Raw genomic sequence first — 25,499 nt, 5'->3', positions numbered from 1 at the left:
AGACATGATGCTGCCTGAATGAATGTGAGAACGCCATGGTAATGCCCCGTCCTTCACTCTCCAGCCTTCCCCTGCCTTCTGCTGGTGGCAGCCGGTCTTCGGCGGCCATGTCCGCTGGGAGGGGCGCCGTGCGCTCTTCATCGGGCGGGAAAGGCTTTGCCGGAGTTCTGGCAGGGCAGACACCGTCCGATCATGACGGGGCGGATGTGCCGTCTTCTGATCAGGACCAGCCCAAGGCGGCCGCCCCTCATACAGGCGGGACGGATGGGACAGATCGTGGAGACAGGTCGCAGGGCAGGTCATCTGCTCCGGCCGCCGGGGCTCACGATGATCAGACGGCTTCTTCTCCCGCCGACAGGGGGGACGGAGCGGACGGGTCGCAGAAGGCCGATACATCCGCAAAGGCAGCGCCTCATGCTGACCGGCAGATGACAGGGGATCAGTCGTCCCAGAATGGGGTAGCGCCAGAGGGGCTGGCCACGCAGAGTCTGTCTCTGGCAGCGTTCATGGCGTCCCCTCAGGTGTCTATGGTCACGATGGAAGCGGGACAGCCCCAGTCTGGCCCGGCGGGTGGTGGGACGGCCACGGCCATGCCGTCTTCCAGCCTTGGGCAGATGACCGGCGGGCGGAGTGATGCCGGAGTGGCAGCGCTTGCGGGGCTGGGTACGGTTCCGGCTGGTGGTGAGGCTTCCATGGCGTCAGCTCATGCTACGGCCAGTGCCACAGCCATTTCCTCTTTCTCATCCATGGAGCATCTTTCCCAGGCTTCTGCTGCGGCGGGCACTGCTGGAAGTTCTGCCATGGTTTCGACATCGGATCTGATGCGCCTCGTCAGCAGGTCCGGTGATACGGCGTCTTCTCATGGGCAGGATACCGGGGTGCGTGATGACGTGTCGTCCCGTCATGCTGCCGCCGGACGGATGATGGATGCAGCCCTGCTGGCCCGGCAGTCCACACAGGTTCCCACAATGGTGAATGCCGCCACACAGGGCCCGAAAGACAGGGCACTGTCGGCTGTGCAGGCGATGAATTTCCAGTCCGGCATGGCGGGTGTCCTGTCCGGTCCGTCTTCCATGGTAGGAAACACGGTGACTGCCTCCCGGCAGGGGGATTTGCGCAGCGGGCCTGAGGGCCAGACAACAGACAGTCTGTTCAGCCTTATGGTGAAGGCTTCGTCTGGAGAATCGGAGGCGTTTTCTGCTGGTCATGGCGACCAGGGCGCTTCCGGTGAGGGGCAGGACATGCCCGGGCATGAGAGTGCCGGGGTGACGGGAGGCTCTGGTGGGGATGGCGGGCAGGAGGTGCAGGGCAGCCTGTCGTCCTTCGCTGGCCTTGTGACATCCTCCGAGGGGCACATCATCCAGCCGGAAACCCGTGGCGTGACAGCGGGCGTGACATCGCATGAAGCACGGCAGGCCGCTGCAGAAACAGGTCTTTCTGCCCTTCAGACAGGTGGTTCCGCAGCTGGTGTGCTGGCAGGGCGGGCGACTGCCGGGCAGGCCGGGACGCTGACCATGACCGTCATGACAGCGGATTCAACGCCGGTTCATGTGCAGCTGGACCGCTCCGCAGCAGGTCTGTCGGCCCTTTCCTTGCAGGGCCAGGATGATGGCACGACCGAGGCCCTTCAGAAAACACATCATGTTCTGGCCAGAGAGCTGGATGAGGCAGGCCTTCATGCCAGCCTGATGAAGATTGATGTCCTGCCTGCCGATGCCGGCCATATGGCCGGAGGCCAGGAGCAGAACATGCCGCAGCATCAGTGGCAGGGGGGGCATCAGTCTTCAGGGCAGCAGGCCGGTGCCTTTTTCTCTGGAGGGGAAGGCGGCAGCTCCCAGGAACAGCGCTCCCGCTCGGGAGATGATGTGCCTGCTCCAGCCCGGCAGGAACCGTCTCTTCAGGCAGAGGAGAGCGCCGTCACCCCCGCCACGGTCAGGCCCGCACGGATGGGCCATCTCAATATTTCAGTCTGACATGCATCATCTCGGAAGGAGAACCACATGGTGAATTCACTGTCTTCCAACAATCTTCTGGCCTTGCAGCAGGCGACAGACAGCGCCGCCCGCAGTGGGGCAGCGTCTCTCTCCGGCGCCGGGCAGAGCGGGTCATCCGCAGGGACCACGGAAGGTGCCTTTGCCTCGATGGCAAAGAATGAAAACAACTTCCTGACCCTTCTGACAGCCCAGCTGAAGCATCAGGACCCCAGCAGCCCGATGAATACGGAGAACATGGCAGCCCAGTTGGCGCAGTTCTCCAGTGTGGAGCAGCAGGTCCAGACAAACAGCAACCTCAACACCCTCATTTCTCTGAATGAGACAGCCCAGTTGACGCAGGACAAGGGGCTGGTCGGGCGGCAGGTCAGTGCTTCCGGGTCCACGCTGCCCCTGCAGTCCGGTTCGGCTGGTCTGTCCTTCCAGGCAGGAGCGGGCCAGATGGTTGGCATTTCCGTGGCCAACAGTGCCGGGCAGGTGGTCTATCACGACGTGGTGCGGGCGGATGGCGGCCAGACATCCTGGAACTGGGATGGCAAGGACGACAATGGCACGACCCTCAGTGATGGGGCCTATAGCGTGGCGGTGAAGAGTGTGGACAGCCGGGGCAATACGGCTGACGTGCCCTTTACCGTGCGTGGCACGGTCACGGGGATGAAGAAGACCAGCACGGGCATGAATGTCATGATGGGTGGGGCTGAGGTTCCGCTCTCCAGCGTGCAGGCCACAAGCTGAACCACGCCTGATGATGCATGAACAGGGCAGGCAGCCACGACGTATTGGCTGCCTGCCGGATGGAACGGGAGGTTGTGAGGGAGCATGTATCAGAACAACGCCATGAATGCTTATCGTATGGCGGCCAGTTCGTCTCTGTCGGACAGGGAAGCGGATGCGGAATGTTTCCGCAGGTTGATTGCCATGCTGGAAAGCGTGGCCCATGAGATGGATGTCATCACGCGGAATCAGGTCATCGCGAAGAATCAGCGTCTCTGGTCGCTCATCCAGCGTGCCAATGCGGTGGAAGCTGGCATGGTCGAGACGGAAGACAGGCTTCTTTTTGCCCGGATGGCCGATCAGGCCCAGAAGTATGGCATACGGGCTATGCTGGACCCCACGCTCAGCCTTGCTCCCCTCATAGAGACAGCCCGCAACGTGCTGGACGGGCTGGAAATGGCCATTCAGGAGGGCTGAAACGCCTTCCCGCCCTTCAGAGCGGATTGGTGAAAAAGACTGGCAGTGGCCTGCCCTCGGCGAGATGGTCGTCCATGATCTGGCAGGCCGCAAGAGCCTCACCAATGGTGACATCCATGTCCAGATAACGGTAGGTCCCCAGCCGCCCGAGGAAAGAGACGTTTCGGGCAGTCATGGCCGTGCGGACATAGCGGTCCAGCATGGCTGTCTCGCCTGCCAGCCTTATGGGGTAATAGGGGGCATCTTCCGGCCCGGCCAGGCGGCTATATTCACGGAAGCAGACTGTCCTGCTGAAGCGTGCGGCCTCCCAGGGGGCGAAGTGCTTGTGCTCGCTGATGCGGGTATAGGGGATGGATTCGTCGCAGTAATTGATGACCGCCGTCCCCTGATAGTCACCTTTCGCATCGATTCGTTCAAAATTCAGCGTGCGATAGCCAAGACGGCCATGGCAGAAGCTGAAATAGCGGTCCAGCGGGCCAGTATAGAGTGTATGGTCCATGCTGTTGCAGGACTGGAATGTTTCGAAAGATGTGTTCAGCCGTACGGTGATGCGGGGATGGGTGAGAATCGTTTCGATCAGGGTGGTATAGCCTTCCACCGGAATGCCCTGATAGGGATGACTGAAATAGTTGTCATCGTAATTGAAGCGTACCGGCAGTCTCTTCAGGATGGCGGCGGGAAGGTTCGCCGGGGGCAGGCCCCACTGTTTGGTCGTGTAACCTTTGAAGAAGGCCTCATAGAGGGCAGGGCCGATCATGTGCAGGGCCTGCTCCTCGAAATTGCGGGGTGAAGCCATGTCCTGCACGGCCTGCTGCCGGATGAATTCCCGGGCTTCTGCGGGTTGCATGGTCTTGCCGAAAAACTGGTTGATGGTCAGCAGGGTGATGGGAAGGGTGTAAACCCGCCCCTGGCTGATGGCCTTGACCCGATTGATGTAGGGGGCAAACCGTCCGAAGCGCTGCACATACTGCCAGACCGTTTCCTGTGCGGTATGGAAGATATGGGGCCCATAATGGTGAAGCATGATGCCCGTCTGCGGGTCCCGGGCTGTATGGCAGTTGCCACCATTGTGTGGGCGTTCATCAATGACAGTGATGCGGTGGCCTCGCTCAGCCAGATGACGGGCCGTGACCGCCCCGCTGAATCCGGCACCGACGATACAGAAATGCATGGCAGGCTGGTCTCAGGGGCCAGTACAGTTCTGGTCTATGCAGCTCCGGCTTGGTGGGGCTGGTGGATAGGGCAGGCCGGGATAGGGGGCCTGGGTCTGGATGTAGGTGTTCCATGGCATGAAGCCGGGTTCGTCCCAGCCATTCTGGCGGGAGTAACGGGGTGTCTGGTACGTTCCCCAGAGCGGCGCTGCCCACGGTGCCGGTATGCCCTGCTGGCGGTACTGGTCCTGCTGCCATGTGCCGGAAAAGGATGGCGGCGGCGGTGGGGGCGGTGGCAGATGGGTGAATTCCCCGGTGGGCGGCGGTGGAGGAGGGGGCGGGCTGAGCAGGTATTCACTGCCGCCGTAGAATCCCTGGGCTCTGGCAGGCAGGATGCCCCCGCCGGCCAGGGCAAGAAGAATGATGGCAATGGATGGACAGTGCAAACGGGTCATCTCACGGTTCCTGCATCATGTGGCCACTTTGCTGGCAGTCAGTCTATGACCTTCTCATGTCATGATAGCTTAGAAAGTATTAAATGCTGGGAAATCATGGTGTTATTTTTGTTCTGGCCTTTTGTGATGGTTATGTGATGCTTACTGTGAGTGCTGTTTAATATATATTTAACGATAGTAATGTATATGAGCGCTCCCGGTTAGCTTTGCACGCAAAGACTTCTGGCTGGTTTTGCTGATTTCTGTGACATGATCGACCTATGTACCGTGTTCTTGGCAACGTGATATGAGGACAAGGTCTGCCATGACAAAACTTTGGAGAAGGATTACCTGATGCCTCGTATAGCTGGTTCTTCCTGTCCTGCGGAAACCGAGGGACGTATGAAGGATTTTCTTGCCGATATACGTGCGCTTGCTGAAGGGAGCATGGTGGATTCAGCTGACCGGCAGGGCAGAAGGCTGAGACGCTGCGGCCCTCCGGCCATGTGTGTTGCAGGGTATGAGCAGGACAGGGGCCTTTATGAGCGGGCTCTGGATGCTGGGCTGGGGCTGGCAGGCATGGTGGCCTTCAGTGTGGATGGCATGGGGGGATGACCTTGTATTTGCCTTTGTGAGTGGCATCATCCCTGTTTGGGGGTGAATGGTCATGGGAGGCTACTTTTTTCAATCTGTTACGGGGAGACCTGCCGGTGGATTGTTCCGGCAGGTCTTATTTTTTTAAAGGCCATTTTCGGAAAATGTTCATATGGCCATTTTTTTGGCTTTTTCCGGCAGTATGGTCATGACTGTCCGATTGATGGGCATTGTCTGTTTGAAATAGGATCGTATTGATCTTATTAATGTGATGGCCTTATGAAAGGTCTTGTAGGCAAGGCTGCAACAATCATTTAATGTGGCGTTAAGGAATAGGCCGGAGAAGGGAGTGGGATATGACATCACAACCAGCCAGTACGTTTATTGAAAAAGGGATTGGGCGCCTGCTGTCACGGTTTCAGCAGGAGTTTTCTCCTTCCCAGACATTAAGCGATATTGTTGGGCAGGCAGAGCGTCTGCGTGGGATGACAGAAACCTTGCTGGAACTGTCCCACCATTATCCGGACCGGGCGGGTGCCGTGCTGCATGTCCTTTCTGGCCTTGCAGATGTCGGTATCATCCATGACATGGCCAGTGCCGCAGATGAGATTGCCATCATTGCCCGCAAGATGGAGGCAGGGCTGGCGTCGGAGAAGCGGGAAGGCAGCCATTCTTTTGCCGGTTTTTCCGCTCTGGCTGCACAGCATGAAGGCCACGGTGTGAACGGGTTTGGCGGTCATTTCGTGCAGGGCATGTCCCCGGAAGTGAAAGAAAAGCCCGGCCAGTGGATCGCAAGCCGTGATGAACCTTACTGTGCCCCGGAAGAATCCATTTTCAGTGACGAGATCATCTGTCTGCATTGTGGTGGGGCCTTCAGCATGCTGAAGCGCCATATCGAGCGGCAGCATCGCCAGAGTCCGGATGGCTATCGTGTCTATTGGGGGCTGTCCCCGGATTATCCCATGGCCTGTGAGAGCTATTCGGCCATGAAGAAGCTGGAGGCCTCCAGGACCGGTCTTGGCCATTATGACCGCAAGAAGAAAGGCCGCTCCCGCATCAAGGCATGAGGATGCCACGCCAGGGCCATGCAGAAAGGGCGCAGGGGGATGAACCCTCTGCGCCTTTTTCCTGTGTGAAGTCTTGCAGATGTTACTGCTTCATGGCGATGGTCTGCTGGAGCAGATTGTCTGCCGTCGTGACGGTTTTTGTATTGGCGCTGTAGGCTTCCTGCGCCACGATGAGGGCAGAAAGATCGCCTGTCAGGTTTGTTGTGGAGGATTCCACATACCCGACGGCGAGTGAGCCCGTTCCATTTTCGCCAACAAAACCGGTCTTGGGTGTGCCAGACCGTGCCGTGGCCAGATAGGCCTGACCATCGACGGCCTGAAGCCCGTTGACGTTGTTGAAATTCGTCAGAGCCACCTTGCCGATCAGCTGGCTGTAACCGTTGTCGAACTGCGCCATGACAGAACCATCGCTTTCAATCTCCGCACCCTTGTAGGTCCCGGAGGTGATGCTGTCGTTGCTCAGGGCACTGGTATCGGCTCCGGTGGAAGTGCCGGTTGTCAGAGAAGCGTTGGAAAGGTCCAGGCTGTAGCTGCTGCCATTGATGGTCAGATTTGCCGTGACCGGGCTGCCCTTGCTGACAGGCTGGCCATCAAAGCTCTGCATCGTGCCATCCTTGTTGAAGATGACGGAATGGGCTTTGTCCATCTGCACGGCAGAGGAGGCGGAGCCGTCATAGGGATTTACAGCCTGCACGGACCATGTGGGCGGGGAGGCGGCTGTCTGTGTCCATTTCACGGCAACAGGCGTGTTGGTGGCCGTGCCGTTCTTGTCCGTGCTGCTCACCGTCAGGGGGGAGCTCATGTAGCTCTGTCGGCTGTCGGTGGTGGTGCCGAGCGTGGTGGCCGGCATGGTGAGTTTCGTGCCGGAAAGGGTGAGGGGGTTGGCCTGGTTGGTTGCAGCCGAATTGTTGGATGTCACCATGGTCGTACCGCTGGTTCCGCCAATCGTGCCGAGAGAGAGCGTCATGGTCTGCTCTTCATTGTTGGCGTAATGGGCGGTGACGGGGATTTCCGCAGCGGATCCCGCCGTGGTGGAGCCAACGGCCTTGCCTGTCTGCATGTCGGTGATGGAGGCTAGGGAGCCGGAATGGTCGAAAGCGACCTGGTAGCTGTTCGGAGAGACGGTCCCGTTGCCATCAGCATCATAGGCAGAGACGGTCCAGATGAGCGGATTGGTGTCGCTCTCCTGCCACTGCACGGCGATCTTGTGTGGATTGGAGCTGGAGTCGTATGTCGTGGTGGGAGCGGTGGTATAGCTCTGCGGCGTGTAGTTTGTGGAATCGGCCGGCAGCTTCCCGACGGCCGCATTCAGTGTCATGGTTGTTGTGGCCGTGGGCTTGAAGCCGATGTTGCTGACATTGATGGGTGTGAGGGTATTGTTCAGCGTACCGGTGGAATCTGCCATGTAGCCATCAAGGTAATAGCCTGATGTGTTGACCAGATAGCCTTTCTTGTCCTGCTGGAAGTCGCCATTCCTCGTGTAGAATTTCTGTTCGGAGAAGTTGGTGACACCGGCATTGGCCGTCCCGGCGCCTGTCGGCTTGGAGGTGACGAACATCCCACTGCCGGAAATGTCCATGGCCAGACCATTGGTGCTGCTGGTGGCTGTGCCGGAATTGTCGACATGCTGGACAGTAATGGCCTGGACAGTGTTGGATTCCGCCTGCGAGGCGGAATTGCCGGTGATGTTGCCGGCCACGAAGTCGGCAAAGGATGTCGTGTCGGCCTTGTAGCCGACGGTCTGGCTGTTGGCGATGTTGTTGCTCAGGTTGGTAAAGGCGTCTGACTGGGCATTGATGCCGCTGACAGCCGTCGTAAGTGCATTGAACACACCGGACATGATTCTATCCTTGTCTGTGACCTGATGATTAAGGCTATTTGTAGGCAAACCCTAGAAAACGCTTTTTATAAAAGCAAATATAACCTGCTTATTTCATGAACAGGCTGTTAAAGTCAGGAAGGACCTGCTTCTGCAGGGCGTGCTGCACGGGCACCAGGGGTTTTGAGCCGTACGACGTAGGCAATGATGGTGGCGACAGGTTTCCAGAATTCTTCGGGGATTTCACTGTCCAGCGGCAAGGCATGCAGGGCCCGTGCCAGTGGCGGGTTGGACATGACAGGAATCTTCGCCTCCCGGGCGATGTCACGGATGCGGAATGCCAGTTCGTCCGTTCCCTTGGCAACGATCTGCGGAGCCGTCCCGTCATGCTGGTCATAGCGTATGGCAACTGCATAATGGGTCGGGTTGACCACGATGACCGTGGCTTCCTGCACGGCTTTTTTCATGTGGCGGCGGGAGCGGCTCAGCCGGAGCTGCCGGAGGCGGGCTTTCATCTGCGGGTCACCCTCGCTCTGCTTCATCTCATCCTTGATGTCCTGAAGGCTCATCCGCAGTTTGGAAAAGCGGTGATAGCGGGACCAGACCTCATCCAGCCCGGTGATGATGCACTGTATGGCCAGCACCATGAAACCTGCGTAGATGAACCATGACTTCATGGCGTTGACGAGCTGCCAGGTTGTCCATCGTTCTGTCTGTGGGGCCAGAGACACGGTCTGAAGGGCAACCTTGTAGAGAATCAGGCTGAATACGGTGATCTTGGCAATGGTCTTGAGCAGCTCGATCAGATTATTGAGGCCGACAATCCGCTTGATGCCTTTCAGGGGAGAAAGACGGCTGATATCCGGCTTCAGGGCGGCGGGGCGGAAGAGGAACCCTGTCTGGAGCACGCCGCCCATCAGGATGGCGCAGGCCCCTGTGCCCATGAGCGGGGCGATGAGGTGCAGGCCCGCCATGATGGCGTGGAGGGTGAAACCATACAGGGCAGCCGGGTCGTTGGGGACAAGGCCGAAATTGAGAAGAAGGCCGTTCATCTCATGCATGAACTGGCGTGCCGAGGCCGGAATGCTCAGGGCGAATACGAGGAGAAACGTCCCCAGGGCCACAAGGATCAGCAGTTCCTTGGACTGGGCAACATTGCCTTCCTCACGGGCTTTCTGGAGGCGCTTTTCTGTTGGGGCTTGTGACTTTTCACCACCGCCACTGCCATTCTCTTCCGCCATGGGAGGTCAGACCGGAGGACTGGCGGGAGCGATGAGACCTGGCAGGGTGGAGAGGTGGAGCTGCATCTTTTCGGCCCATGTGCCTGTCAGAATCTGGATCAGCAGGGCCAGGAGCAGGATGCCTCCCAGAATCTGGGCCGGAATGGCCAGGGAATAGACCTGTATGGAGGGCATGAGGCGGTTCAGCACGCCCAGCATGGCTGGCCAGAGGGTGCCCAACAGCAGATAGGGGGCTGCCAGCTGCATGGCAATGAGAAAGCTGGTGCTGACAGCCCGTGTCATGTCGGTGGCCATGTCTCCGACGATCATGGCTGTGACATGCCCCGCCGGGAAAAGCGTGTAGGAACCGGACAGCGCCAGCAGGGGCAGGGCGTACAGACCGGTGGAAAAGAGAATGATGGGCGCCAGAGCGCTTGTCATGTGGCTGACGGCTGTGCTGGAGGCCCCAAGCTGGCTGTCTGTCTGGATGACACTGGCCATGCCGGTGAAGACGGCAATGATCTGCCCGGCAATGGCAAGCGACATGGTCAGCAGCCGGGCCAGCATCCCGAGGAAGAAGCCACAGAGGAGCTCCCCGGCAATCAGTCGGAGAGCCATGGCGGGCATCCGCAGGGCCTCCCCTGACACGGCTACCAGGCGCTGCTGGAGGACGGGCAGAAGCGCCAGCGTGATTACCAGGCAGAGGCCGGCCCGTACCCGTGCTGGTGCTCCGCTTTCACCCAGCCCTGGTGCCAGCATGACAACCGCACTGACACGGCAGAGAATGATGGCAAACATGCCCGTCAGTACGGCCAGCGATCCGTGAGGGGCAGCGAGGTCAGGCGAGCCGAAAAAGTCGGAGAGGGACAGCATTCACACTCCCCCGGCCTTGATGAGCTGGTCGAAGATCATTTCCGCATAGGCATGGATGGTGGCATGCATGAAGGAAGCTGTCAGGATCAGCGTGGCCATGGCGGCGATGAATTTCGGCACGAAGGACAGCGTGGCCTCACTGACCTGTGTCATGGCCTGGAACAGTGAAACACAGAGCCCGGCCAGGAGGGACGCCAGAAGAGAAGGAGCTCCCAGCTTGACAGCAACCAGCAGTGTCTGACGCAGGATCTCCTGAACATCAACAGCGTGACCCATGGGTGTCCTCCTGTTTCCTGCCGTGCCGGTCAGACGGACATCCGCATGACATCCTGATAGGCGCTGACAAAGCGGTCCCGCAGGGTGGTGACCGTCTGGAGTGTCAGTTTGGCTTCTTCGACAGAGGCGACGACATCGGACATGTTGCCTTTGCCGGAAAGTGCCTGGGCGGTCTGGCTCTCGGCGACTTTGCCTGTGTTGATGGCACCCCGGATGGCGTTGTCCAGCACGTGGCTGAAGCTGGAAACGGCATCGGTGCTTTCTGTTTCGTCGGCAGGGCCTGCGCTGGCGGGGCTGCTGGTCTGGCTGAGCTGCTGTGCCCGGCCATAGGCCTGCCCGGCATCGAAGCTCTGTGCTGCGGAACTGGCAATGCTGGATAGGGACATGGGCTGGTTATGGCCTCCTTTCCGTCATGGGTATGATGGTGGCCTGTTTGTAATAGCCATTTCGGCATAACGCCATGTTTTTTCTTTTAACAGAAGGTTTATGTAAGGTTATTTTCATATATACGTCTGCAAATGGCTTTGTTTTTCCTTCTGTATTCGGTATCAGAAGGGCCATCTGAGTGTTGCAGAATGAAATATCAGGGAGAAAAGAATCATGTCAGACGCATCAGTGGCTTCCGAAATCGCTTCAGCCATGCGGGTCAAGACAGCCCAGCAGGCCAATGAGATGCGTAAAGCTGCCATGTCGGAGAAGGCAGGCCGTGTGCAGGTTTCTTCCCAGCGTAGCAATGGGGCGGAGGCCTCCATGCAGTTCGATGCTACGGGTCAGGTCGTGCCCAGTGCCAAAGGAGTCCGTAAAAACTCTGCCACGGCCAGCTTCGTCAATCTTCTGGCCTGATGGCCGGTCATGTCATGTGGGGCGGTCTCCGCTCTGCGTGAAAATAGGGGATGCGGGAACGGATCAAGGAGCATGAAGGGGTGCAGCACCATGCTATGCGCTGTTCATAAGGCTGTCTCTAAAGCCATGGCAGGCGATGGAATCTGGCGCAGGGCCGGCTGTGGTGTTGCCGGTCTCATCATGCTGGGTGGGCCTGTGGTGGGCAGCCAGATGTGGCTGTCGGGTACGGCGCTGGCTGCGCAGGGGCCCGCCAGGACGTCTTCACCCTTCATGGATGAGGCCTCGGCTGGAGCTGGTCCGTCACACTCTCAGCCAGCATCGGAGCACAGGCAGTCCCAGGCGAATCCCCATCATGGCCATCCCCGTCCCGTTTCTCCGCATCATCAGGTGCGGGGGCGCCCTGCCGTGCCGCCGCCCCTGCAGGTGCAGGACCATGTGAAAGCAGGCGATCCGCTTTTGCAGGGGGTTCCTGCGGGGTGGGGGGCGCATGTGCTTGGTGTTGGCGCTGCCCAGGGTGGGGCGTCCCCGCAGAAAACACCTCCAGAGGCGCCTTCAGCTGATCACAGGGCGGAGCACAGGGATCAGTCCCTTCATCAATTTTTACAGGCGGAGGGGCGTGAGGCAGATGCTGCAAAACCGGGGCTGGCTGTGCCTTCCCAGCCAGCGGGAAACGAACCGGCTGTATCTGCGCCGTCCCGCAACAGGATTCTGATTCCCGTGCCCGGGCAGATGGGCATTGCGGCTTATCAGAGTGGAGACCGCTTCATCATTCTGGTGGATGCCCGTCAGCCCATGGATGTCTCTGCCCTGCGTGGGGATGGCATGTTCAGCCGCCTGGGTGTGACAACCCTGCCTGACCTGACAATGATCAGCCTGCCAGTGCCTGATACGCGCCAGCTTTACCTTTCCCAGCAGAGTGATGGATGGGTGCTAGGGGATCAGCCACCGCCGGGCATGGATTATACGGACAGGCCGGAGATCACGCCCCGGTTACGGGGGGATGGCCTCCTGTTCCCCATGCGGCGGCCGGGACGTGTCTTTTCCATCAAGGACCCGGCATCAGGCACGTCTCTGGTCGTGGGGACCACGACACTGGATGATGGCGGCCTGCTCTCCCTGCGCAAGGGCAGGGATTATGATGTCTGGCCTTCCATGGAAGGCGTGGTGATTGCCCAGCATGAGCCGCCGCAGGTGGTCATGCGGGCCATCATGCAGGGAGACCTGCTCCAGCGGGCTGATGACCGCCCTCTGGCTGATATGGACCGGGCCGTTTACGCCAGTGATGTGGACCTGAACTGGCTTGGCCTGAAACATCTTGCCGCTCCACAGGCGCAGGAGCGTTATCGTCAGGCTCTTGTGGCGGCAGCGGATTCATCTCCTGGTGAACGTTTTGGTAAACGGCTGGACGCAGCCCGGGCTGCTCTGGGTGTTGGTGCCTTCCCCGATGCACGGGCCATCATGGATGTCGCTCTGGAAGATGACCCGGAAGAAGCTTTCCGGCCGGATGTAAGATTTTTTCTGGCGGCGACTGACCTGCTTGCAGGCCGGATGAAAGGTGCGGCCCAGCTGATGCAGGAATGGCCGGAGCAGGCCATGCGGGCCACAAAACTGTGGCAGGGCCTGTATGAGGCTGCCGCCGGGGGGAATGACGCCGAGGCGGCCCGGCTGCTGGCCCGGGACATGCCACGTCTGCTGAATTATCCGGAGCCGTTGCGGGCGTCTCTGCTGCCCATGGCGGCGGAACTCATTGCCCGCCGTGGCACGCCAGCGGACCGCAAGGCGCTGGATTCCCTGCCAGAGGGCAGTGAATTCCGTTTCATTCAGGCCGTGCGTGCTCTGCGGGATGGGGATGAGAAGAAGGCCACCAGCCTGCTGGAGGCCCTCTCTGTGGATCATGACCCTGTCATTGCCGAGAAGGCGATGGAAGAGGGTGTGGCCCTGAGCCTGCGGGACGGGCACCTCCCGGCAGAAAAAGCGGCCCGGCAATATGCGTCGCTTTTGCCAGATGCCCGGCTGTCTGGTCGTGATGGGATTGTCAACATGCTGCGGGCTGGGGCCGATATACGGGCCCATCAGTGGGAAGCTGCTCTTCAGGCGCTGGATCAGGCCCGTCAGGCAGCACCGCCTCATGATGAAGCAAGGATGCAGGCCCTGCTGTCCGCAGCGCTGTCGGGCGTTGTTCAGGGGCTGCCCGGGCCTGATGGTGGTGGGTCGCAGAATGAGGCCACCCTGCTGCATGAAGCCGCCCTGCTGAAGGCGCACATGCAGGATCTCCCGGCCAGCGCAAAGAAGGGCAACCTGCTGTTGGCCTATGGGCGGCTGCTTGGCCGGCTGGGGCTGGAGGAACAGGCCGGGAATGCCATGAACACGGCCATTCCCATGATGACAGACCCGCAGGACCGGGCTGCTGCCGGGGATGCCTTGGCCGAGAATGAGATCAGACGGGGGCAGCTGGACAAGGCCTCGGCCACATTGGCGGATACGGGTGGGGCGTCCCTGCCCCCACAGGAAACGGCACGCCGGACCCGTCTCATGGCCAGCATGGCGGCTGCCTCGGGCAAGCCGGAGGTCGCCCTGTATCTTCTGGGAGCGGATCAGGACCCGCAGGCAGCGGACATACGGGCCCATATCCATGAGAATCGGGAAGAATGGTCTCCTGCCGTGGCGGATCTGCGCAGCATGGTGATGCAGCTTCTGCCACCGCAGGGAGACATGACGGTGTCTCAGCAGCTTCTTGCCCTGCGGCTGGCATCGGATGCTTCCCGGGCCGGAGATGCAGGTGCGCTGGAGTGGATACGCAATCGTGTGGGGGATCGGCCTTTTGAGGGTGATGCCGGACGGATGTTCCGTCTTCTTGTATCGGCCCAGCAGGCACAGTGAGCGCATGAGGAAGGAGTGACGTGGGATGAGTGTGACACATACGGGCGGGACGGACCTTCTGAACCTGGCCGAGCGGCGGATGAGCTGGCTCCAGAATCGTGAATCCGTGCTGGCGGGCAACGTCGCCAATGCCAACACGCCTCATTACAGCCCGAAGGATGTTTCGCCGTTTCAGGGTGTTCTGGAGACTGCCCATGCCGTGGCGCTGACGCGTACACAGCCGGGGCACATGCTGGGGCCTGCGGGGGAAACACATGCCCGCAGGCAGGGCGGTCGGGCCTCGCTGGATGGCAACCGTGTGGTGCTGGAGGACGAGCTGGGGAAAATCGCCCAGACGAGTGATCAGCAGCGTTTCGCCACTACCGTATATGGCCGGTACATGGGGCTTTACGGCATGGCCCTTGGCGGTAGTGGCCAGTAAGTCGTGGTGCGGTAAAGGAGAGAGGAGGAGAGGATGGATTTTTCCGACACGATTGGTGTTTCAGCGGCCGGGATGAGAGCACAGACAGCCCGCCTGCGGGTTGCTGCCGAGAATCTTGCCAATGCGGAGACGACGGGCGCATCGCCCGGGGCTGACCCGTATCGCCGCAAGACAGTGACATTCCGGGAAGCACTGGACCGTGCGAGTGGTGTTTCCAGTGTGTCGATCCGCTCTGTCGGGGAGGATCAGTCCGACTTCCAGATGCGGTATGACCCGGCCCATCCGGCGGCCAATGAACAGGGCTATGTGAAGATGCCAAATGTCAGCTCCATCGTGGAGATCATGGACAGTCACGATGCCCAGCACTCTTACGAGGCCAATCTCAATACGATGCAGGTGACCCGGTCCATGCTGGCACGGGCCATCAATCTGATGAAGGATTGAGGAAGAACGCCATGAGAGGGAATGTCAGATCCATGAGAAAAAAGGGATTCTCCCTGAGCAGGATCACCAATCTTGCCTCCTGCCTGATGACGGTGCTGCTGGCGTTGAATCTTCATTCCCTTGCGGCACAGATCAGCAGTTCTTCTGCCCAGACCGAGACAGCTCATGGAAAGTCGGGGGAGGCCGCCCCGCAGGGCAAGGCTGCAAAGGCGGTACCTGCACCGCCGCCTGCGGGTGTGAAAGCGCCAGAGACAGTGCGGCCCAGCAGGCAGCGCCTGTTTCTGAACCACCTCCAGGGCTGGACGCCAGCCAATGGTCTTGCGGATGATGATCCTGCCACCGGGCAGGTTGATGAGGAACAGCCTGATTCCCGTGTCCGTCTGGCTGAACGGGGGCTGAATGACGACCTTGCCTCGCATCGGCAGGCCATGCAGGGAGAGGCGGAACGTTTCCAGCACCAGCAGAAGGCTCTCGAGCAGGAGCAGAAGGAGCTGGACGAAAAATTACAGGCACTGGGCCGGAATGCTTCCGAACTTTCTGCCCAGCAGGAGCAGCGCCGGCAGGATGTCGAGCAGAGCATTGCTCGGCTGGCCCATATCTATGAGCAGATGCCTCCACGTGATGCGGCGGCCATGTTCAATATTCTGGATATGCGGGTGCTGGTCCCTGTGGCCCAGCACATGATTCCCCGCCGGATTTCGGATGTTATTGGCAACATGCAGCCCGACCGTGCCAATATTCTTTCCCAGTATCTGGCGGGCATCCGCAAGCTCAGTCCCGATGCGATCAACCGTATGAACAGTCCGATCGATTCCAACATCGCACCGTGAGGTTCGCTCCCTCCGTGATCATTGGGAGGGAGCCGTGATGTGTCTTACTGGCCCTGCATGCAGCCATCGGGTGCTGTGCCGGGGGGGAGAGGCTGTTTGAGGAAGGAGGCCAGAGCTACCGTGCTGTTGCAGTATCCGCCCATGGGCAGGGTAGCGATTTCCTCGAAGTAGTTATTTTCCGGCGTGGCCCCGTCTGTGTCATGGGGAGCCAGCCTGAAGAGGCTGACATGGGCTGTTGTTTCCGTTTTTGCGTAGGTTGAATCCCCCAGAGGCCGTTCCATGCGGATCATGAACAGGTTCCATCGTCCCTGTGCGCTCTGCACTGTGTAGAAACCAACGGTGGTCAGGGCATCTTCACCGTCATGTGGTGCATCTCTCAGGCTGTACTCCTTTCCCTGCGTGTCCCGGAAAGGCACGGCACAGAGAAGGGCTGCTTCGTGGGGGCAGGGTTCAAAGGCGAGATATTCGTTCCATGACCACGCATTGGCATTGTCGTGATAGAGCTTGAGAAGTTTCAGGACTTCCCCTTTCTGGATGGGAACCTGCGCTTCCGTGTCCAGCTTGATGGGAATGACCCGGACCGTATCACGGACATCCTGAATTGTGGACCCTGCACGGCCTGCGCCGGGCAGGAGCAGCAGCGCAAGGGCCAGAATGGTGCAGAGGGGTTTGGGGAGGCACTTTTTCTGTTTTTTCATGCTGGTCTCAAAAGATGGATTGGTGAAAGGCTGATCCCATATCGTAAAATTCTGAACAACATCAGGTCATAAAGCAGTTGTGATGGTGTTCTGCAGAAAATACGTCCGCACGATTTTACAGTTCCTCGGGGAGGTGTGCCAATTCAGCAATCTGAAGCTGTGGGATCATGACCGGAGTCATGTGATCTTACAGCTGTCGATAGTAAATAAAATACAGATTTACCCTTAAAACAGGTTAAGATTTGATGGTTTATTCATTGTTTTCAAAAAAATGTCTTTTATTCCGTTAAAAATTTCATCATGTTTTGGGCATAATCAAGTCTAAACCATGCATTTGTATGGTCTTTTTTAGAATTCATGTCTTGAGTCTCTGTCATCAGCCAAGCCTTTGGTCATGTTGACGGAAGGAATGAAATTTCTAGAGGGATGGGACGTTTTCATGTTCAACTGGTTGTATAAGTCAGCCCCGTTCCGCGTGCAGGTACGGGTGGCAATGCTGGCCATCGAGCTCTATCTCGCCGTGCAGCTTCTCGTGGAGGGTGTCGGTTATGTTCAGAGTGGCATCTTCAGCCGTGTTTCCATCATCAATATGGCAACACTTCTCTTTGGGATGGTGCTTGTCTGGACTGTATGGTTTTTCCTTACCAAGGCCCTGACCGAACCCATTGAAAAGCTGACGGCAATGGGTATGGGCCTGAGCCGTGGTGAAAGTCCTGATCTCAGCCTGTATGAGAACAGGACAAACTGTGTTGGACGCGTTGGCCGGATGCTGGCCTCTTTCGCCCTGAGCCTCCAGGAGCAGAAGGCAGCAGAAAAGGCGCACAGCGAGGCTGTGAACAAGGCGCTGGAAACGACGGAAAAGCTCAAGGAGCGTGAGGCCCGCACACATGCCGTCGTGGAAGAGCTGAACCGTGTCATGCAGCTTCTGGCACAAGGCAATCTGTCCATCCGCATTACCAGTGCCCTGTTTGATGGTGAATTCGGTCCCGTGCGGGAGGCTTTCAATGAATCCCTGACAGGCCTTGGCGGCGCTTTGTCCGTCGTGGCGGAAAGCTCCAACATGATCGCCAACGGGGCCAGTGAAATCTCCACGGCATCAGATGATCTGGCAAAGCGTACGGAGCGTCAGGCCGCAAGCCTTGGCCAGGTAACGGCTTCTGTCAAATCGATCGCTTCCGGCTTCAAGGTCACGGCCAGCAACTGTTCCCATGCCAGCAGCGAGACCAAGGCAACGCTGGAAAAGGTCAAGACGGCCTCTAACGGGATGGAACAGACTAGCGTGGCGATGAACTCCATCAAGACCTCGTCTGATGATATCGTGCAGATCACACGCTCTGTCAGTGACATTGCGTTCAAGACCAACGTGCTGGCACTCAATGCCAGTGTGGAGGCGGCCCGTGCCGGTGAAGCCGGACGTGGTTTTGCCGTGGTCGCCAAGGAGGTCCAGTCCCTGGCAGAGCAGTCCGCCAAGGCGGCTGACATGATCCGTGACGTGCTGGAAACCGCCACAGCCCATGTGCAGGAGGGTGTCCGCCTTGTGGCCCGGACCAGCGGTCTGCTCAAGGATGTGGAAGAAGGGACGGAAGCTCTGGCGGATCGGGTGGAGGTTGTCTCCAAGGCGACTGAGGAACAGGCCCGCAGCCTGGCAGAAGTCTCCGATGCTGTGAGCAGCATGGATGGCATGACCCAGCAGAATGCGGCGATGGTCGAAGAATCCACGGCAGCCAGCCATAACCTGACCACTCAGACCGTCAAGCTGCGTCAGACACTGGCAACTTTCACCATTGGTTCCAGCCAGAGCCTGAAGCTTTCTCATGAGCGTCCGGCCCTTCCCAATGAGACAGCTGCCCAGACACAGCCGAAGAGCAGCACGCCAATGCTGAGCAGCCAGCGTGGTGAGATCCAGCAGGATGGCAAGATATTGCCGACCCACTCTGATGATGAAGCAGGCTGGGATCATTTCTGATGGCGGCGGCAGTACAGGAGGGAACCCCCCTCATTTCTCTGCCGCAGCGTCTGGATACCGGTGCGGCGGCAGGGCTGAAGGCTCTTCTGCTGGAGGAGATCGGAGCGGCAGACGGGACGACGCCACTGCTGGATGCTTCCGGGGTCGATTATGTCGGGGGGCTGTGCCTTCAGCTCCTTCTGGCCAGCGGGCTGAAAGTTGGCCCGTGTTCTGACAAGGCAGCGGAAGCCTTCACGCTGTTTGGTGTCCAGCAGCAGCTTCTGGAATCGATGGATGAGAAGGAGAGCCGCCATGACGGATGAACCGAAGGTGAGAGTCCTGACGGTTGATGACTCCCGCACCATGCAGGGTGTCCTGCGCAAGGCCCTCAGTGAGGCCGGTTATGATGTCATCCAGGGGGGTGATGGTGTTGAAGGGCTGGAGGTGCTGCAGCAGGCGGACCCCATGCCGCAGGCCATCATCACGGACATCAATATGCCCCGGATGGACGGTTTCCAGTTCATCGAGGCGGTGCGGAAACTGGAGGCTTTCTCCAGTATTCCCATCATCTGCCTGACGACCGAAACGGATGAGGAGAAGAAGAACCGGGCCAGATCCCTCGGGGCTACGGGGTGGATAGCCAAGCCCTTCAATGCCGAGAAGCTCGTATGGGCCATCCGGCGGGTTACAGCGTAAGGGAGCGTGGATATGGGCGACGTCATGGATGATATTCTCAAGATATTCTTTGAGGAATGTGATGAGCTGCTCCCCGAGCTGGAAAGCGGGCTGGGTGAACTTTCTGCGGAGGAGTCCAGTCAGGAAACCATCAATGCCATTTTCCGGGCGGTACATTCCATCAAGGGTGGAGCGGCGTCCTTCGGTCTGGACCGTCTCGTCCGTTTTGCCCATGTCTATGAAAGTGCGTTGGATGGTCTGCGGTCCGGTCAGGTGGAGCCGGACCCGGCCATCATCAAGACGTTCTTTCTGGCGATGGACCTTCTCAGTGATCTGGTGGCCGAGGCGAAACAGGCCGGGGATGAGGTTGATGGCGGGCGGATAGACGAGACTGTCCGCAAGCTGGAGGCGATCATCGGTCAAGGGGGGGATGCCCCCGCTGCTTCTGACGTGGGGGAAACCCCTGTTCCGGAAGATTTTACCCCCGTGACGGTAGATTTGGGTGGCTTCGATTTTGATGAGCCAGCCGAAGAGGGCGGTGAATCTTCCCGGCCGAAGCTGGTCGTGACCTTCCGGCCACAGGCTGAACTGTACAGCCGTGGCGATGACGCCCGGAATCTTCTGCTGGGGCTGAAGGAGCTGCTGCCGGCCGAAGATGCCGGGGCCATGGATGTAACCTGCAACACGCAGGACCTGCCCGTGCTGTCAGAGCTGGCGCCTGAGGAGTCTTGCCTGGGCTGGACGGTCCGTCTGCCGGAACCTCCGGGCGGCACGGCCGAGGATGATATCCAGGCCGTCTTCGACTGGGTTGGTGATGTCTGCGATTTTCAGATTGCCCGTGAGGAGCAGACTGACGATACGGTCGAGGCGGATGCTGTGGAAAGTCCGGCTGTCCAGGAGATGGCTCCGGCGGTTCCCGTGCCTGCCGAGACCGTGGAAAGTGAGGCACAGGCCGCCGCTCCTGCTGCTCCGGCAAAATCGGGGCGCAAGCGGGAGCAGAACGCTTCCATCCGTGTTGATATCGGGCGGATCGGCATGTTGATGGACATGGTCGGGGAGATGGTCATTGGCCAGGCCTCTCTTGAATCAGCCCTGACACGGGAGGGAGCCTTGTATGACCCGGAACTGCTCAAGCGGCTGGCTGTCATCAAGACACTGACACGGGATATTCAGGAAGCCGTCATGGCGATCCGTGCACAGCCTGTCCGCAACGTGTTCCAGCGGATGCAGCGTGTAGTGCGGGAGGCCAGCAGCCTGGCGGACAAGGATGTGGCGCTCGTGCTGGAAGGGGAGGAGACAGAGGTTGACCGGACCCTTATCGAAAACCTGACGGATCCGCTGACCCATATGCTGCGCAATGCGGTGGACCACGGGATTGAGACCCCGCAGGCCCGTCTTGCGGCAGGGAAACCGGCTCAGGGTACGATATGGCTCTCCGCCCGTCACCGTTCCGGGCGCATTCTCATCGAGATCAGGGATGATGGCGGTGGGATCAATACCCAGCGTGTCCTTCAGACAGCCATCAAACGGGGGATTGTCCCCTCCGGGGCATCGCTCGGGGAAAATGAGATCAACGAGCTGATCTTCGCTCCGGGCTTTTCCACCGCTGAAACCGTATCCGACCTTTCGGGGCGGGGTGTCGGGATGGATGTGGTCAAGCAGGCCATCCAGAATCTTGGTGGGCGTGTGAACATCAAGAGCACGCAGGGCAAGGGGACACTCTTCACCCTCAGCCTGCCGCTGACCCTCGCCGTGCTGGATGGGATGCTCATCGAGTGCCGTGGGTCCACCATGGTTGTGCCGGTATCATCCGTTGTGGAACTTGTCACGGTGCAGCTGAAGGATGATGTGTACACCATTCCGGATGGCAGTCATGTCGTTTCCGTGCGGGGGCGCTGCATCCCGCTGATCTATCTGGGAGACGAGCTGACCCTCCCGGAGGTTGAGAGTGTGCAGGAAGAGACCCATCACATGGGTCGCGCCGGGGAAGAGGGGCAGCTGATTGTCCTTGTTGTGGAGAACGAGGCTGGTGCCCGGGCAGCGCTGGTGGTGGATGGTGTCCGCGACCAGGCTCAGGTTGTCATCAAAAGCATCGAGAAGAATTACCGCCAGATCAAGGGTGTTTCGGCTGCAACCATTCTTGGGGATGGCAGCGTGTCTCTCATTCTTGATGTTTCAACACTGATTGTTTCCGCAACGAAACGTGTTGATACCCGCGCGCTGGAAGCCATCGCAGAGCGGGCAGCATAACAGGCAGGTCAGGAAAGAAAGTCATGGATCTTATGTCTCTGGAAGAAAAGAAACAGACAGACGGACAGGTGAACGGGGCTTCGGCCCTTCCCTCCGGGGGACGGGAGCAGATGATCATCTTCACCGTGGGGGACCAGCGATACTGCATTCCCATCCTGAGCATCAAGGAAATCAGGGAGTTCGAAGACCCGACCTACCTGCCGCATTGCCCTGCCTATGTGGAAGGGGCCATCAATATCCGCGGCAATATCGTAACGGTCGTCAATCTTGCCAACTATCTGGGGGCCGTGCCGGAGGCTGACAATGAGCGGCGTGTGGTCATCATCATTGAGGATGGCCAGAACCGTGCTACATGCGGGCTGCTTGTGGACAGTGTGATCGGCATCACGGAGATTGCCCTGGATGAGATACAGCCCATTTCCGTTGATGGTGGTGCAGCTGAGCTGAGTGGTCTTGTCAGCATTGGGGAGCGTGTCATCCGCATCCTGCGGCTGGATACTGTTCTGACCCGCCTGCTGGGAGATGGGGCCGTCGGTACGGCCGCAGGATGAGGGCAGGCCGATGATGAACATGGAGCCACAGGGCGGTTTCTCCTACTCGGAGGCTGATTTCCGGCGTGTGCAGGAGATCGCCCGGCAGGAAGCAGGAATCAGTCTGCCCATCTCCAAGCGCAGTCTCGTGTTTTCCCGTGTGTCCCGGCGCATCCGTGCTACCGGGCGGGCGTCCTTCCGTGATTATCTGGATTACGTCAGCATGAGGGAGGGGCAGGAGGAGCTGAAGGAGCTCATCTGTGTTCTGACAACCAATGTGACGCAGTTCTTCCGGGAGAAAAGTCATTTTGAACATCTGGAGACGCATGTCCTGCCCCAGCTGGGGCAGAAACTGCGTGCCGGAGGGCGGGGGCGTTTCTGGTCGGCAGCCTGTTCGACAGGGCAGGAGCCATGGAGCATGGCCATGTCCATCATGGCGGAGCTGCCGGATGCCTTGCGGATGGATCTCAAGATTCTGGCAACGGACATCAACCACGCAGTGGTGGAGACAGGGCGCATTGGCCAGTATCCCGGCGAGGAGGTGCAGAGTGTGCCGCAGCGCTGGCGGGATGCCTACATGGAACCCGTGGAGATGGCGCAGTTCAGCATGGCACGGGAGATACGGCGCCTTGTCACGTTCCGGCAGCTCAACCTGAATCGGGACTGGCCTTTCAAAGGTCAGTTTGATGTCATTTTCTGCCGGAATGTCGTGATCTATTTCGATGACGAAACCCGCAATGCCTTGTGGAAGCGGCTTGCCGAACGGCTGGTGCCGGGCGGATTTCTCTATGTGGGTCATTCCGAGCGGGTGGACTGCATCAGGGAGTGCCATCTCGAGGCTGTGGCGCCGACAATCTACATGAAAAAGGGTTGAGGCCATGAAAGAACGGGTCAAGGTTCTTGTAGTGGATGATTCAAGAACCGCCAGAGAGCTGATAAGGCGCTCTTTTCTCAAATATCCCGAGATTGATGTCATTGGCATGGCATCGAACCCCATCGAGGCACGGGACCTCATCATCGCCGACCAGCCTGATGTCATCACGCTGGATATCGAGATGCCGGGCATGAACGGGCTCCAGTTTCTGGAAAAGATCATGCGGCTGCGGCCGATCCCGGTGGTGATGGTGTCCAGCATGACCACACGGGGGGCCAATACGGCCATCACGGCTCTCCAGATGGGAGCTTTTGAATGTTTTCCCAAGCAGGGCGGGGCCGGGGAAGCCTTTGCTGGGTTGGGGCAGATCGTGCTGGAAGCCGCCCGCTATCAGCCCGGCCACCGGCAGGCGACCCCGGGCCCCCGGCCTGTACGGACAGAGCCTGTCGCAGGTAGCGGTACGGCGTCGTGGCGGACACCGTTCGATGTGGTGGGGATTGGCTCTTCCACCGGTGGGGTGGAAGCTGTTGAAGAGGTGATAAAAGACTTCCCGGCCAAGAGTCCGCCCATCGTCATATGCCAGCATATGCCTTCGCTTTATACGTCCAGTTTTGCTGCCCGTCTGGATAGCCTGATCCCGCAGCTTTCCGTTGCCGAGGCGCAGGATGGGGAGATGCTGGCTCCCGGCATGGTCCGTATTGCTCCCGGTGGGGAGGCCCATCTCGTGCTGGAGGGACATGCCCCACGGCTTTTCACAAGGTTGCGGTCTGGGGAGCCTGTTGGTGGTCATCGGCCATCGGTGGACAGGCTCTTCCATTCCATTGCCCAGACGGCAGGCAGGACCTCACTGGGGATCATCCTGACAGGCATGGGGCAGGATGGTGCAGAAGGGTTGCTGGCCATGCGGCGGGCCGGGGCACGGACCATAGGGCAGGACAGGGCCTCCTCGGTCGTCTATGGTATGCCTCGTGTCGCTGCCGAGCTGGGAGCTGTGGAAAAGGTTGGCTCCCTGATGGACATTCCCGGCCTGGCCATGGGCCTGCACTAGGAAAGATGAACGCCTGGCGTGGCGTTCCTGATGTCAGGCCATCCTGACAAAGAGTGATTATCAGAAGGCAGAAAGGTTCATAAATGCCGTCCGCATCTCAGATTCGCGCTTTAATTGTAGATGATCAGGCCTCCATCCGGCAGGTTCTGGCCAGCCACATGGCGGCGCTCGGCTTCAAAGGGGTCGTGCAGCGTAAGGATGGGAAGGAGGCTCTGGAATATCTGGAGGCCAACCCCATCCATCTCGTGATTTCAGATTTCAACATGCCGGGCATGGATGGGCTGGCCCTGCTGGAGGCCGTGCGCTCCAACCCGAAGACAGCCAAACTGGCGTTCATCATTCTGACAGGTGAGGCAAATGCCGGGCTGGTGCAGAAGGCCGTTGCGGCGGGGGTCAACAATTTTCTGGCCAAGCCCTATACGGTCGCCAAGCTGAAGGAAACCCTGGAGAAAGTTTTCGGGCCTATCAGGTGACGGACCTGCTGAAGATCACGACTGTTATCCAGGGCGAAATCGCCATTTCGGATGACCCCGGCGTGGTGTTCGGCACGTTGCTGGGGTCGTGCATTTCAGTCTGCATGTATGATCTTCAGGCAGGGGTAGGGGGTATGAACCATTTCCTTCTGCCCGGAGAGGACTGCATGGGGAGCATGGATGCAGCTGCCTATCTGTACGGGGTAAACGCCATGAAAGGGCTGGAAACCGGGCTCATGAAGGCAGGGGGCGTGCGGGAGCGTTTCCAGTGCAAGGCGTTTGGTGGAGCGGCCGTGCTGTCCATTGCCAGTGACATTGGTCAGGAGAATGTCGGTTTTCTTCTGGATTATTTCCGGCGGGAGGAGATCCGCTGTGTGTCTTACAGTTTTGGCGGCAACCAGGTGCGGCGTATCCGTTTCTGGCCAACGACAGGAAAAGTTCTTCAGAACCTGTGCTGACCGGCGACCGGTCGTGATGATGGGAGAGGCCGGTATGGAGAGAGAAAGATGATGCCCAAAGATACAGGAACCCAGCCTGTCGGGGAGGCAGACAGCATAAGGGCCTCGGTGCTGATGAAGAGGCTGGGGGCCATTCTGGATGATGTCTGTGGTCGGCTCTCGGATGTTCAGGATGTCGTTTCAGATTATGTCGGCACGGGAGAGCTGGATGCCGGGCAGATGGAACGGCTCCAGAGTCTTGATGCCCTGACACAGGAGGTTGAAGCCGTCCGTACCGTGCTGGAGCAGGTGGAACAGGCGGCTCCGGAGATCGGCAATCCCCGTTATGGGATGGGTACCGTTCTGGCGGGTGTAAAGCTTTCGCAGATAAGGGATATGCTGCGGTATGGCCAGACGGCGGACCTGAAAGAAGACAGGGGCAATTTTACCTTGTTCTGACCCTGACCTATGTTCTATGTGCCAAGTAGGGCAAGGTTATCCGGTGTGGTACCGCAAGCTGTGGCTGGCCGCATCG

28 protein-coding genes are annotated in these 25,499 nt (G+C 59.2%); 20 read left to right on the top strand and 8 right to left on the bottom strand.

Annotated features, from left to right (window positions below; genetic code table 11):
• The first annotated feature begins 35 nt into the window (after positions 1 to 35).
• The 3 genes from DTI93_RS07065 (at position 36) to DTI93_RS07055 (ending at position 3,182) form a co-directional block, all read left to right on the top strand.
• Positions 36 to 1,973 (top strand): hypothetical protein, encoded by a 1,938-nt coding sequence (locus tag DTI93_RS07065; protein ID WP_249080117.1) that lies wholly within the window; start codon positions 36 to 38, stop codon positions 1,971 to 1,973.
• Positions 1,974 to 2,000: 27 nt separating this feature from the next.
• The gene (locus tag DTI93_RS07060; RefSeq protein ID WP_086431291.1) at positions 2,001 to 2,726 is read left to right on the top strand and encodes a flagellar hook assembly protein FlgD; all 726 of its coding nucleotides are present in this window, start codon (positions 2,001 to 2,003) and stop codon (positions 2,724 to 2,726) included.
• A 102-nt stretch (positions 2,727 to 2,828) separates the two neighbouring features.
• On the top strand, positions 2,829 to 3,182 hold the full coding sequence (locus DTI93_RS07055) for a flagellar biosynthesis regulator FlaF (RefSeq protein ID WP_249080115.1): 354 nt from the start codon (positions 2,829 to 2,831) through the stop codon (positions 3,180 to 3,182).
• 16 nt (positions 3,183 to 3,198) lie between these two features.
• Here DTI93_RS07055 and glf read toward each other — a convergent pair whose 3' ends face one another.
• Both glf and DTI93_RS07045 read right to left on the bottom strand, forming a co-directional pair.
• Positions 3,199 to 4,353, bottom strand: a complete 1,155-nt coding sequence (glf, locus tag DTI93_RS07050) for a UDP-galactopyranose mutase (RefSeq protein WP_043558188.1) — start codon at positions 4,351 to 4,353, stop codon at positions 3,199 to 3,201.
• A gap of 12 nt (positions 4,354 to 4,365) precedes the next feature.
• A complete protein-coding gene (locus DTI93_RS07045; protein ID WP_043558192.1) occupies positions 4,366 to 4,788 on the bottom strand; it encodes a hypothetical protein in 423 nt (140 codons plus the stop codon).
• Positions 4,789 to 5,121: 333 nt separating this feature from the next.
• Here DTI93_RS07045 and DTI93_RS07040 point away from each other — a divergent pair, with 333 nt between their 5' ends.
• Positions 5,122 to 5,382, top strand: a complete 261-nt coding sequence (locus tag DTI93_RS07040; RefSeq protein ID WP_143539915.1) for a hypothetical protein — start codon at positions 5,122 to 5,124, stop codon at positions 5,380 to 5,382.
• 335 nt (positions 5,383 to 5,717) lie between these two features.
• A complete protein-coding gene (locus DTI93_RS07035) occupies positions 5,718 to 6,428 on the top strand; it encodes a MucR family transcriptional regulator (RefSeq protein ID WP_103765243.1) in 711 nt (236 codons plus the stop codon).
• Positions 6,429 to 6,510: 82 nt separating this feature from the next.
• Here DTI93_RS07035 and DTI93_RS07030 read toward each other — a convergent pair whose 3' ends face one another.
• The 5 genes from DTI93_RS07030 to fliE all read right to left on the bottom strand — a co-directional run bounded on the left by DTI93_RS07030 (position 6,511) and on the right by fliE (position 11,002).
• The gene (locus DTI93_RS07030) at positions 6,511 to 8,268 is read right to left on the bottom strand and encodes a flagellar hook-basal body complex protein (protein WP_043558197.1); all 1,758 of its coding nucleotides are present in this window, start codon (positions 8,266 to 8,268) and stop codon (positions 6,511 to 6,513) included.
• Positions 8,269 to 8,381: 113 nt separating this feature from the next.
• Positions 8,382 to 9,488 carry a flagellar biosynthesis protein FlhB gene (locus DTI93_RS07025; RefSeq protein ID WP_081562778.1) on the bottom strand — a complete coding sequence of 369 codons (1,107 nt, stop codon included), beginning with the start codon at positions 9,486 to 9,488 and terminating at the stop codon, positions 8,382 to 8,384.
• A 6-nt stretch (positions 9,489 to 9,494) separates the two neighbouring features.
• Positions 9,495 to 10,340, bottom strand: a complete 846-nt coding sequence (locus DTI93_RS07020; protein WP_227449682.1) for a flagellar biosynthetic protein FliR — start codon at positions 10,338 to 10,340, stop codon at positions 9,495 to 9,497.
• The gene (locus DTI93_RS07015) at positions 10,341 to 10,616 is read right to left on the bottom strand and encodes an EscS/YscS/HrcS family type III secretion system export apparatus protein (RefSeq protein ID WP_043558202.1); all 276 of its coding nucleotides are present in this window, start codon (positions 10,614 to 10,616) and stop codon (positions 10,341 to 10,343) included.
• 29 nt (positions 10,617 to 10,645) lie between these two features.
• Positions 10,646 to 11,002, bottom strand: coding sequence for a flagellar hook-basal body complex protein FliE (gene fliE / locus DTI93_RS07010; RefSeq protein ID WP_043558205.1), 357 nt, complete (start codon positions 11,000 to 11,002; stop codon positions 10,646 to 10,648).
• 214 nt (positions 11,003 to 11,216) lie between these two features.
• On the opposite strand from fliE, the gene DTI93_RS07005 reads away from it, so the two are divergent.
• The 5 genes from DTI93_RS07005 (at position 11,217) to DTI93_RS06985 (ending at position 16,034) form a co-directional block, all read left to right on the top strand.
• Entirely contained in the window at positions 11,217 to 11,459 is a 243-nt protein-coding gene (locus tag DTI93_RS07005; RefSeq protein WP_081562777.1) for a hypothetical protein, read from the top strand.
• A 126-nt stretch (positions 11,460 to 11,585) separates the two neighbouring features.
• On the top strand, positions 11,586 to 14,339 hold the full coding sequence (locus DTI93_RS07000; protein WP_249080114.1) for a hypothetical protein: 2,754 nt from the start codon (positions 11,586 to 11,588) through the stop codon (positions 14,337 to 14,339).
• A 25-nt stretch (positions 14,340 to 14,364) separates the two neighbouring features.
• Positions 14,365 to 14,760: a flagellar basal body protein gene (locus DTI93_RS06995; protein WP_043558209.1), complete on the top strand. Its 396-nt coding sequence runs from the start codon at positions 14,365 to 14,367 to the stop codon at positions 14,758 to 14,760.
• A gap of 33 nt (positions 14,761 to 14,793) precedes the next feature.
• Positions 14,794 to 15,204 carry a flagellar basal body rod protein FlgC gene (flgC, locus tag DTI93_RS06990; RefSeq protein WP_043558212.1) on the top strand — a complete coding sequence of 137 codons (411 nt, stop codon included), beginning with the start codon at positions 14,794 to 14,796 and terminating at the stop codon, positions 15,202 to 15,204.
• Positions 15,205 to 15,236: 32 nt separating this feature from the next.
• Positions 15,237 to 16,034 (top strand): MotE family protein, encoded by a 798-nt coding sequence (locus tag DTI93_RS06985; RefSeq protein ID WP_154981159.1) that lies wholly within the window; start codon positions 15,237 to 15,239, stop codon positions 16,032 to 16,034.
• Between the two features lie 44 nt (positions 16,035 to 16,078).
• Here the strand turns inward: DTI93_RS06985 and DTI93_RS06980 are convergent, their stop codons facing one another.
• Positions 16,079 to 16,732, bottom strand: coding sequence for a hypothetical protein (locus DTI93_RS06980; RefSeq protein ID WP_249080112.1), 654 nt, complete (start codon positions 16,730 to 16,732; stop codon positions 16,079 to 16,081).
• 439 nt (positions 16,733 to 17,171) lie between these two features.
• Here DTI93_RS06980 and DTI93_RS06975 point away from each other — a divergent pair, with 439 nt between their 5' ends.
• The 10 genes from DTI93_RS06975 (at position 17,172) to DTI93_RS06930 (ending at position 25,423) form a co-directional block, all read left to right on the top strand.
• The gene (locus tag DTI93_RS06975; protein ID WP_043558218.1) at positions 17,172 to 18,698 is read left to right on the top strand and encodes a methyl-accepting chemotaxis protein; all 1,527 of its coding nucleotides are present in this window, start codon (positions 17,172 to 17,174) and stop codon (positions 18,696 to 18,698) included.
• Complete coding sequence (locus tag DTI93_RS06970; protein WP_154981162.1) at positions 18,698 to 19,000, top strand: hypothetical protein; 303 nt, start codon at positions 18,698 to 18,700, stop codon at positions 18,998 to 19,000. The genes DTI93_RS06975 and DTI93_RS06970 overlap by 1 nt, the downstream gene beginning before the upstream one ends.
• Complete coding sequence (locus DTI93_RS06965) at positions 18,990 to 19,373, top strand: response regulator (RefSeq protein ID WP_043558224.1); 384 nt, start codon at positions 18,990 to 18,992, stop codon at positions 19,371 to 19,373. Before DTI93_RS06970 ends, DTI93_RS06965 begins: the two co-directional genes overlap by 11 nt.
• Before the next feature lie 12 nt (positions 19,374 to 19,385).
• Positions 19,386 to 21,602: a chemotaxis protein CheA gene (locus DTI93_RS06960; protein ID WP_249080110.1), complete on the top strand. Its 2,217-nt coding sequence runs from the start codon at positions 19,386 to 19,388 to the stop codon at positions 21,600 to 21,602.
• A 23-nt stretch (positions 21,603 to 21,625) separates the two neighbouring features.
• Positions 21,626 to 22,153 (top strand): chemotaxis protein CheW, encoded by a 528-nt coding sequence (locus tag DTI93_RS06955; RefSeq protein ID WP_227431512.1) that lies wholly within the window; start codon positions 21,626 to 21,628, stop codon positions 22,151 to 22,153.
• A gap of 10 nt (positions 22,154 to 22,163) precedes the next feature.
• Positions 22,164 to 23,006, top strand: coding sequence for a protein-glutamate O-methyltransferase CheR (locus tag DTI93_RS06950; protein ID WP_043558227.1), 843 nt, complete (start codon positions 22,164 to 22,166; stop codon positions 23,004 to 23,006).
• A gap of 4 nt (positions 23,007 to 23,010) precedes the next feature.
• Positions 23,011 to 24,054, top strand: a complete 1,044-nt coding sequence (locus tag DTI93_RS06945; protein WP_043558228.1) for a chemotaxis response regulator protein-glutamate methylesterase — start codon at positions 23,011 to 23,013, stop codon at positions 24,052 to 24,054.
• Between the two features lie 83 nt (positions 24,055 to 24,137).
• The gene (locus DTI93_RS06940) at positions 24,138 to 24,527 is read left to right on the top strand and encodes a response regulator (protein ID WP_043558231.1); all 390 of its coding nucleotides are present in this window, start codon (positions 24,138 to 24,140) and stop codon (positions 24,525 to 24,527) included.
• A complete protein-coding gene (locus DTI93_RS06935; RefSeq protein ID WP_043558235.1) occupies positions 24,524 to 24,985 on the top strand; it encodes a chemotaxis protein CheD in 462 nt (153 codons plus the stop codon). Before DTI93_RS06940 ends, DTI93_RS06935 begins: the two co-directional genes overlap by 4 nt.
• Before the next feature lie 48 nt (positions 24,986 to 25,033).
• Complete coding sequence (locus DTI93_RS06930; protein ID WP_043558238.1) at positions 25,034 to 25,423, top strand: hypothetical protein; 390 nt, start codon at positions 25,034 to 25,036, stop codon at positions 25,421 to 25,423.
• Positions 25,424 to 25,499 lie beyond the last annotated feature (76 nt).

Source organism: Parasaccharibacter sp. TMW 2.1884, from assembly GCF_023337695.1.
Classification (GTDB): domain Bacteria; phylum Pseudomonadota; class Alphaproteobacteria; order Acetobacterales; family Acetobacteraceae; genus Bombella; species Bombella apis.
This window is presented reverse-complemented; position numbering and strand designations above follow the sequence as displayed.

Bases quoted from the DNA above. Each gene is read 5' to 3' on its own strand.
- DTI93_RS07065 (WP_249080117.1), top strand. From the start codon at position 36: ATGGTAATGCCCCGTCCTTCACTCTCCAGCCTTCCCCTGCCTTCTGCT.
- DTI93_RS07060 (WP_086431291.1), top strand. From the start codon at position 2,001: ATGGTGAATTCACTGTCTTCCAACAATCTTCTGGCCTTGCAGCAGGCG.
- DTI93_RS07055 (WP_249080115.1), top strand. From the start codon at position 2,829: ATGAATGCTTATCGTATGGCGGCCAGTTCGTCTCTGTCGGACAGGGAA.
- glf (WP_043558188.1), bottom strand. From the start codon at position 4,353: ATGCATTTCTGTATCGTCGGTGCCGGATTCAGCGGGGCGGTCACGGCC.
- DTI93_RS07045 (WP_043558192.1), bottom strand. From the start codon at position 4,788: ATGACCCGTTTGCACTGTCCATCCATTGCCATCATTCTTCTTGCCCTG.
- DTI93_RS07040 (WP_143539915.1), top strand. From the start codon at position 5,122: ATGCCTCGTATAGCTGGTTCTTCCTGTCCTGCGGAAACCGAGGGACGT.
- DTI93_RS07035 (WP_103765243.1), top strand. From the start codon at position 5,718: ATGACATCACAACCAGCCAGTACGTTTATTGAAAAAGGGATTGGGCGC.
- DTI93_RS07030 (WP_043558197.1), bottom strand. From the start codon at position 8,268: ATGTCCGGTGTGTTCAATGCACTTACGACGGCTGTCAGCGGCATCAAT.
- DTI93_RS07025 (WP_081562778.1), bottom strand. From the start codon at position 9,488: ATGGCGGAAGAGAATGGCAGTGGCGGTGGTGAAAAGTCACAAGCCCCA.
- DTI93_RS07020 (WP_227449682.1), bottom strand. From the start codon at position 10,340: ATGCTGTCCCTCTCCGACTTTTTCGGCTCGCCTGACCTCGCTGCCCCT.
- DTI93_RS07015 (WP_043558202.1), bottom strand. From the start codon at position 10,616: ATGGGTCACGCTGTTGATGTTCAGGAGATCCTGCGTCAGACACTGCTG.
- fliE (WP_043558205.1), bottom strand. From the start codon at position 11,002: ATGTCCCTATCCAGCATTGCCAGTTCCGCAGCACAGAGCTTCGATGCC.
- DTI93_RS07005 (WP_081562777.1), top strand. From the start codon at position 11,217: ATGTCAGACGCATCAGTGGCTTCCGAAATCGCTTCAGCCATGCGGGTC.
- DTI93_RS07000 (WP_249080114.1), top strand. From the start codon at position 11,586: ATGGCAGGCGATGGAATCTGGCGCAGGGCCGGCTGTGGTGTTGCCGGT.
- DTI93_RS06995 (WP_043558209.1), top strand. From the start codon at position 14,365: ATGAGTGTGACACATACGGGCGGGACGGACCTTCTGAACCTGGCCGAG.
- flgC (WP_043558212.1), top strand. From the start codon at position 14,794: ATGGATTTTTCCGACACGATTGGTGTTTCAGCGGCCGGGATGAGAGCA.
- DTI93_RS06985 (WP_154981159.1), top strand. From the start codon at position 15,237: ATGAGAAAAAAGGGATTCTCCCTGAGCAGGATCACCAATCTTGCCTCC.
- DTI93_RS06980 (WP_249080112.1), bottom strand. From the start codon at position 16,732: ATGAAAAAACAGAAAAAGTGCCTCCCCAAACCCCTCTGCACCATTCTG.
- DTI93_RS06975 (WP_043558218.1), top strand. From the start codon at position 17,172: ATGTTCAACTGGTTGTATAAGTCAGCCCCGTTCCGCGTGCAGGTACGG.
- DTI93_RS06970 (WP_154981162.1), top strand. From the start codon at position 18,698: ATGGCGGCGGCAGTACAGGAGGGAACCCCCCTCATTTCTCTGCCGCAG.
- DTI93_RS06965 (WP_043558224.1), top strand. From the start codon at position 18,990: ATGACGGATGAACCGAAGGTGAGAGTCCTGACGGTTGATGACTCCCGC.
- DTI93_RS06960 (WP_249080110.1), top strand. From the start codon at position 19,386: ATGGGCGACGTCATGGATGATATTCTCAAGATATTCTTTGAGGAATGT.
- DTI93_RS06955 (WP_227431512.1), top strand. From the start codon at position 21,626: ATGGATCTTATGTCTCTGGAAGAAAAGAAACAGACAGACGGACAGGTG.
- DTI93_RS06950 (WP_043558227.1), top strand. From the start codon at position 22,164: ATGATGAACATGGAGCCACAGGGCGGTTTCTCCTACTCGGAGGCTGAT.
- DTI93_RS06945 (WP_043558228.1), top strand. From the start codon at position 23,011: ATGAAAGAACGGGTCAAGGTTCTTGTAGTGGATGATTCAAGAACCGCC.
- DTI93_RS06940 (WP_043558231.1), top strand. From the start codon at position 24,138: ATGCCGTCCGCATCTCAGATTCGCGCTTTAATTGTAGATGATCAGGCC.
- DTI93_RS06930 (WP_043558238.1), top strand. From the start codon at position 25,034: ATGATGCCCAAAGATACAGGAACCCAGCCTGTCGGGGAGGCAGACAGC.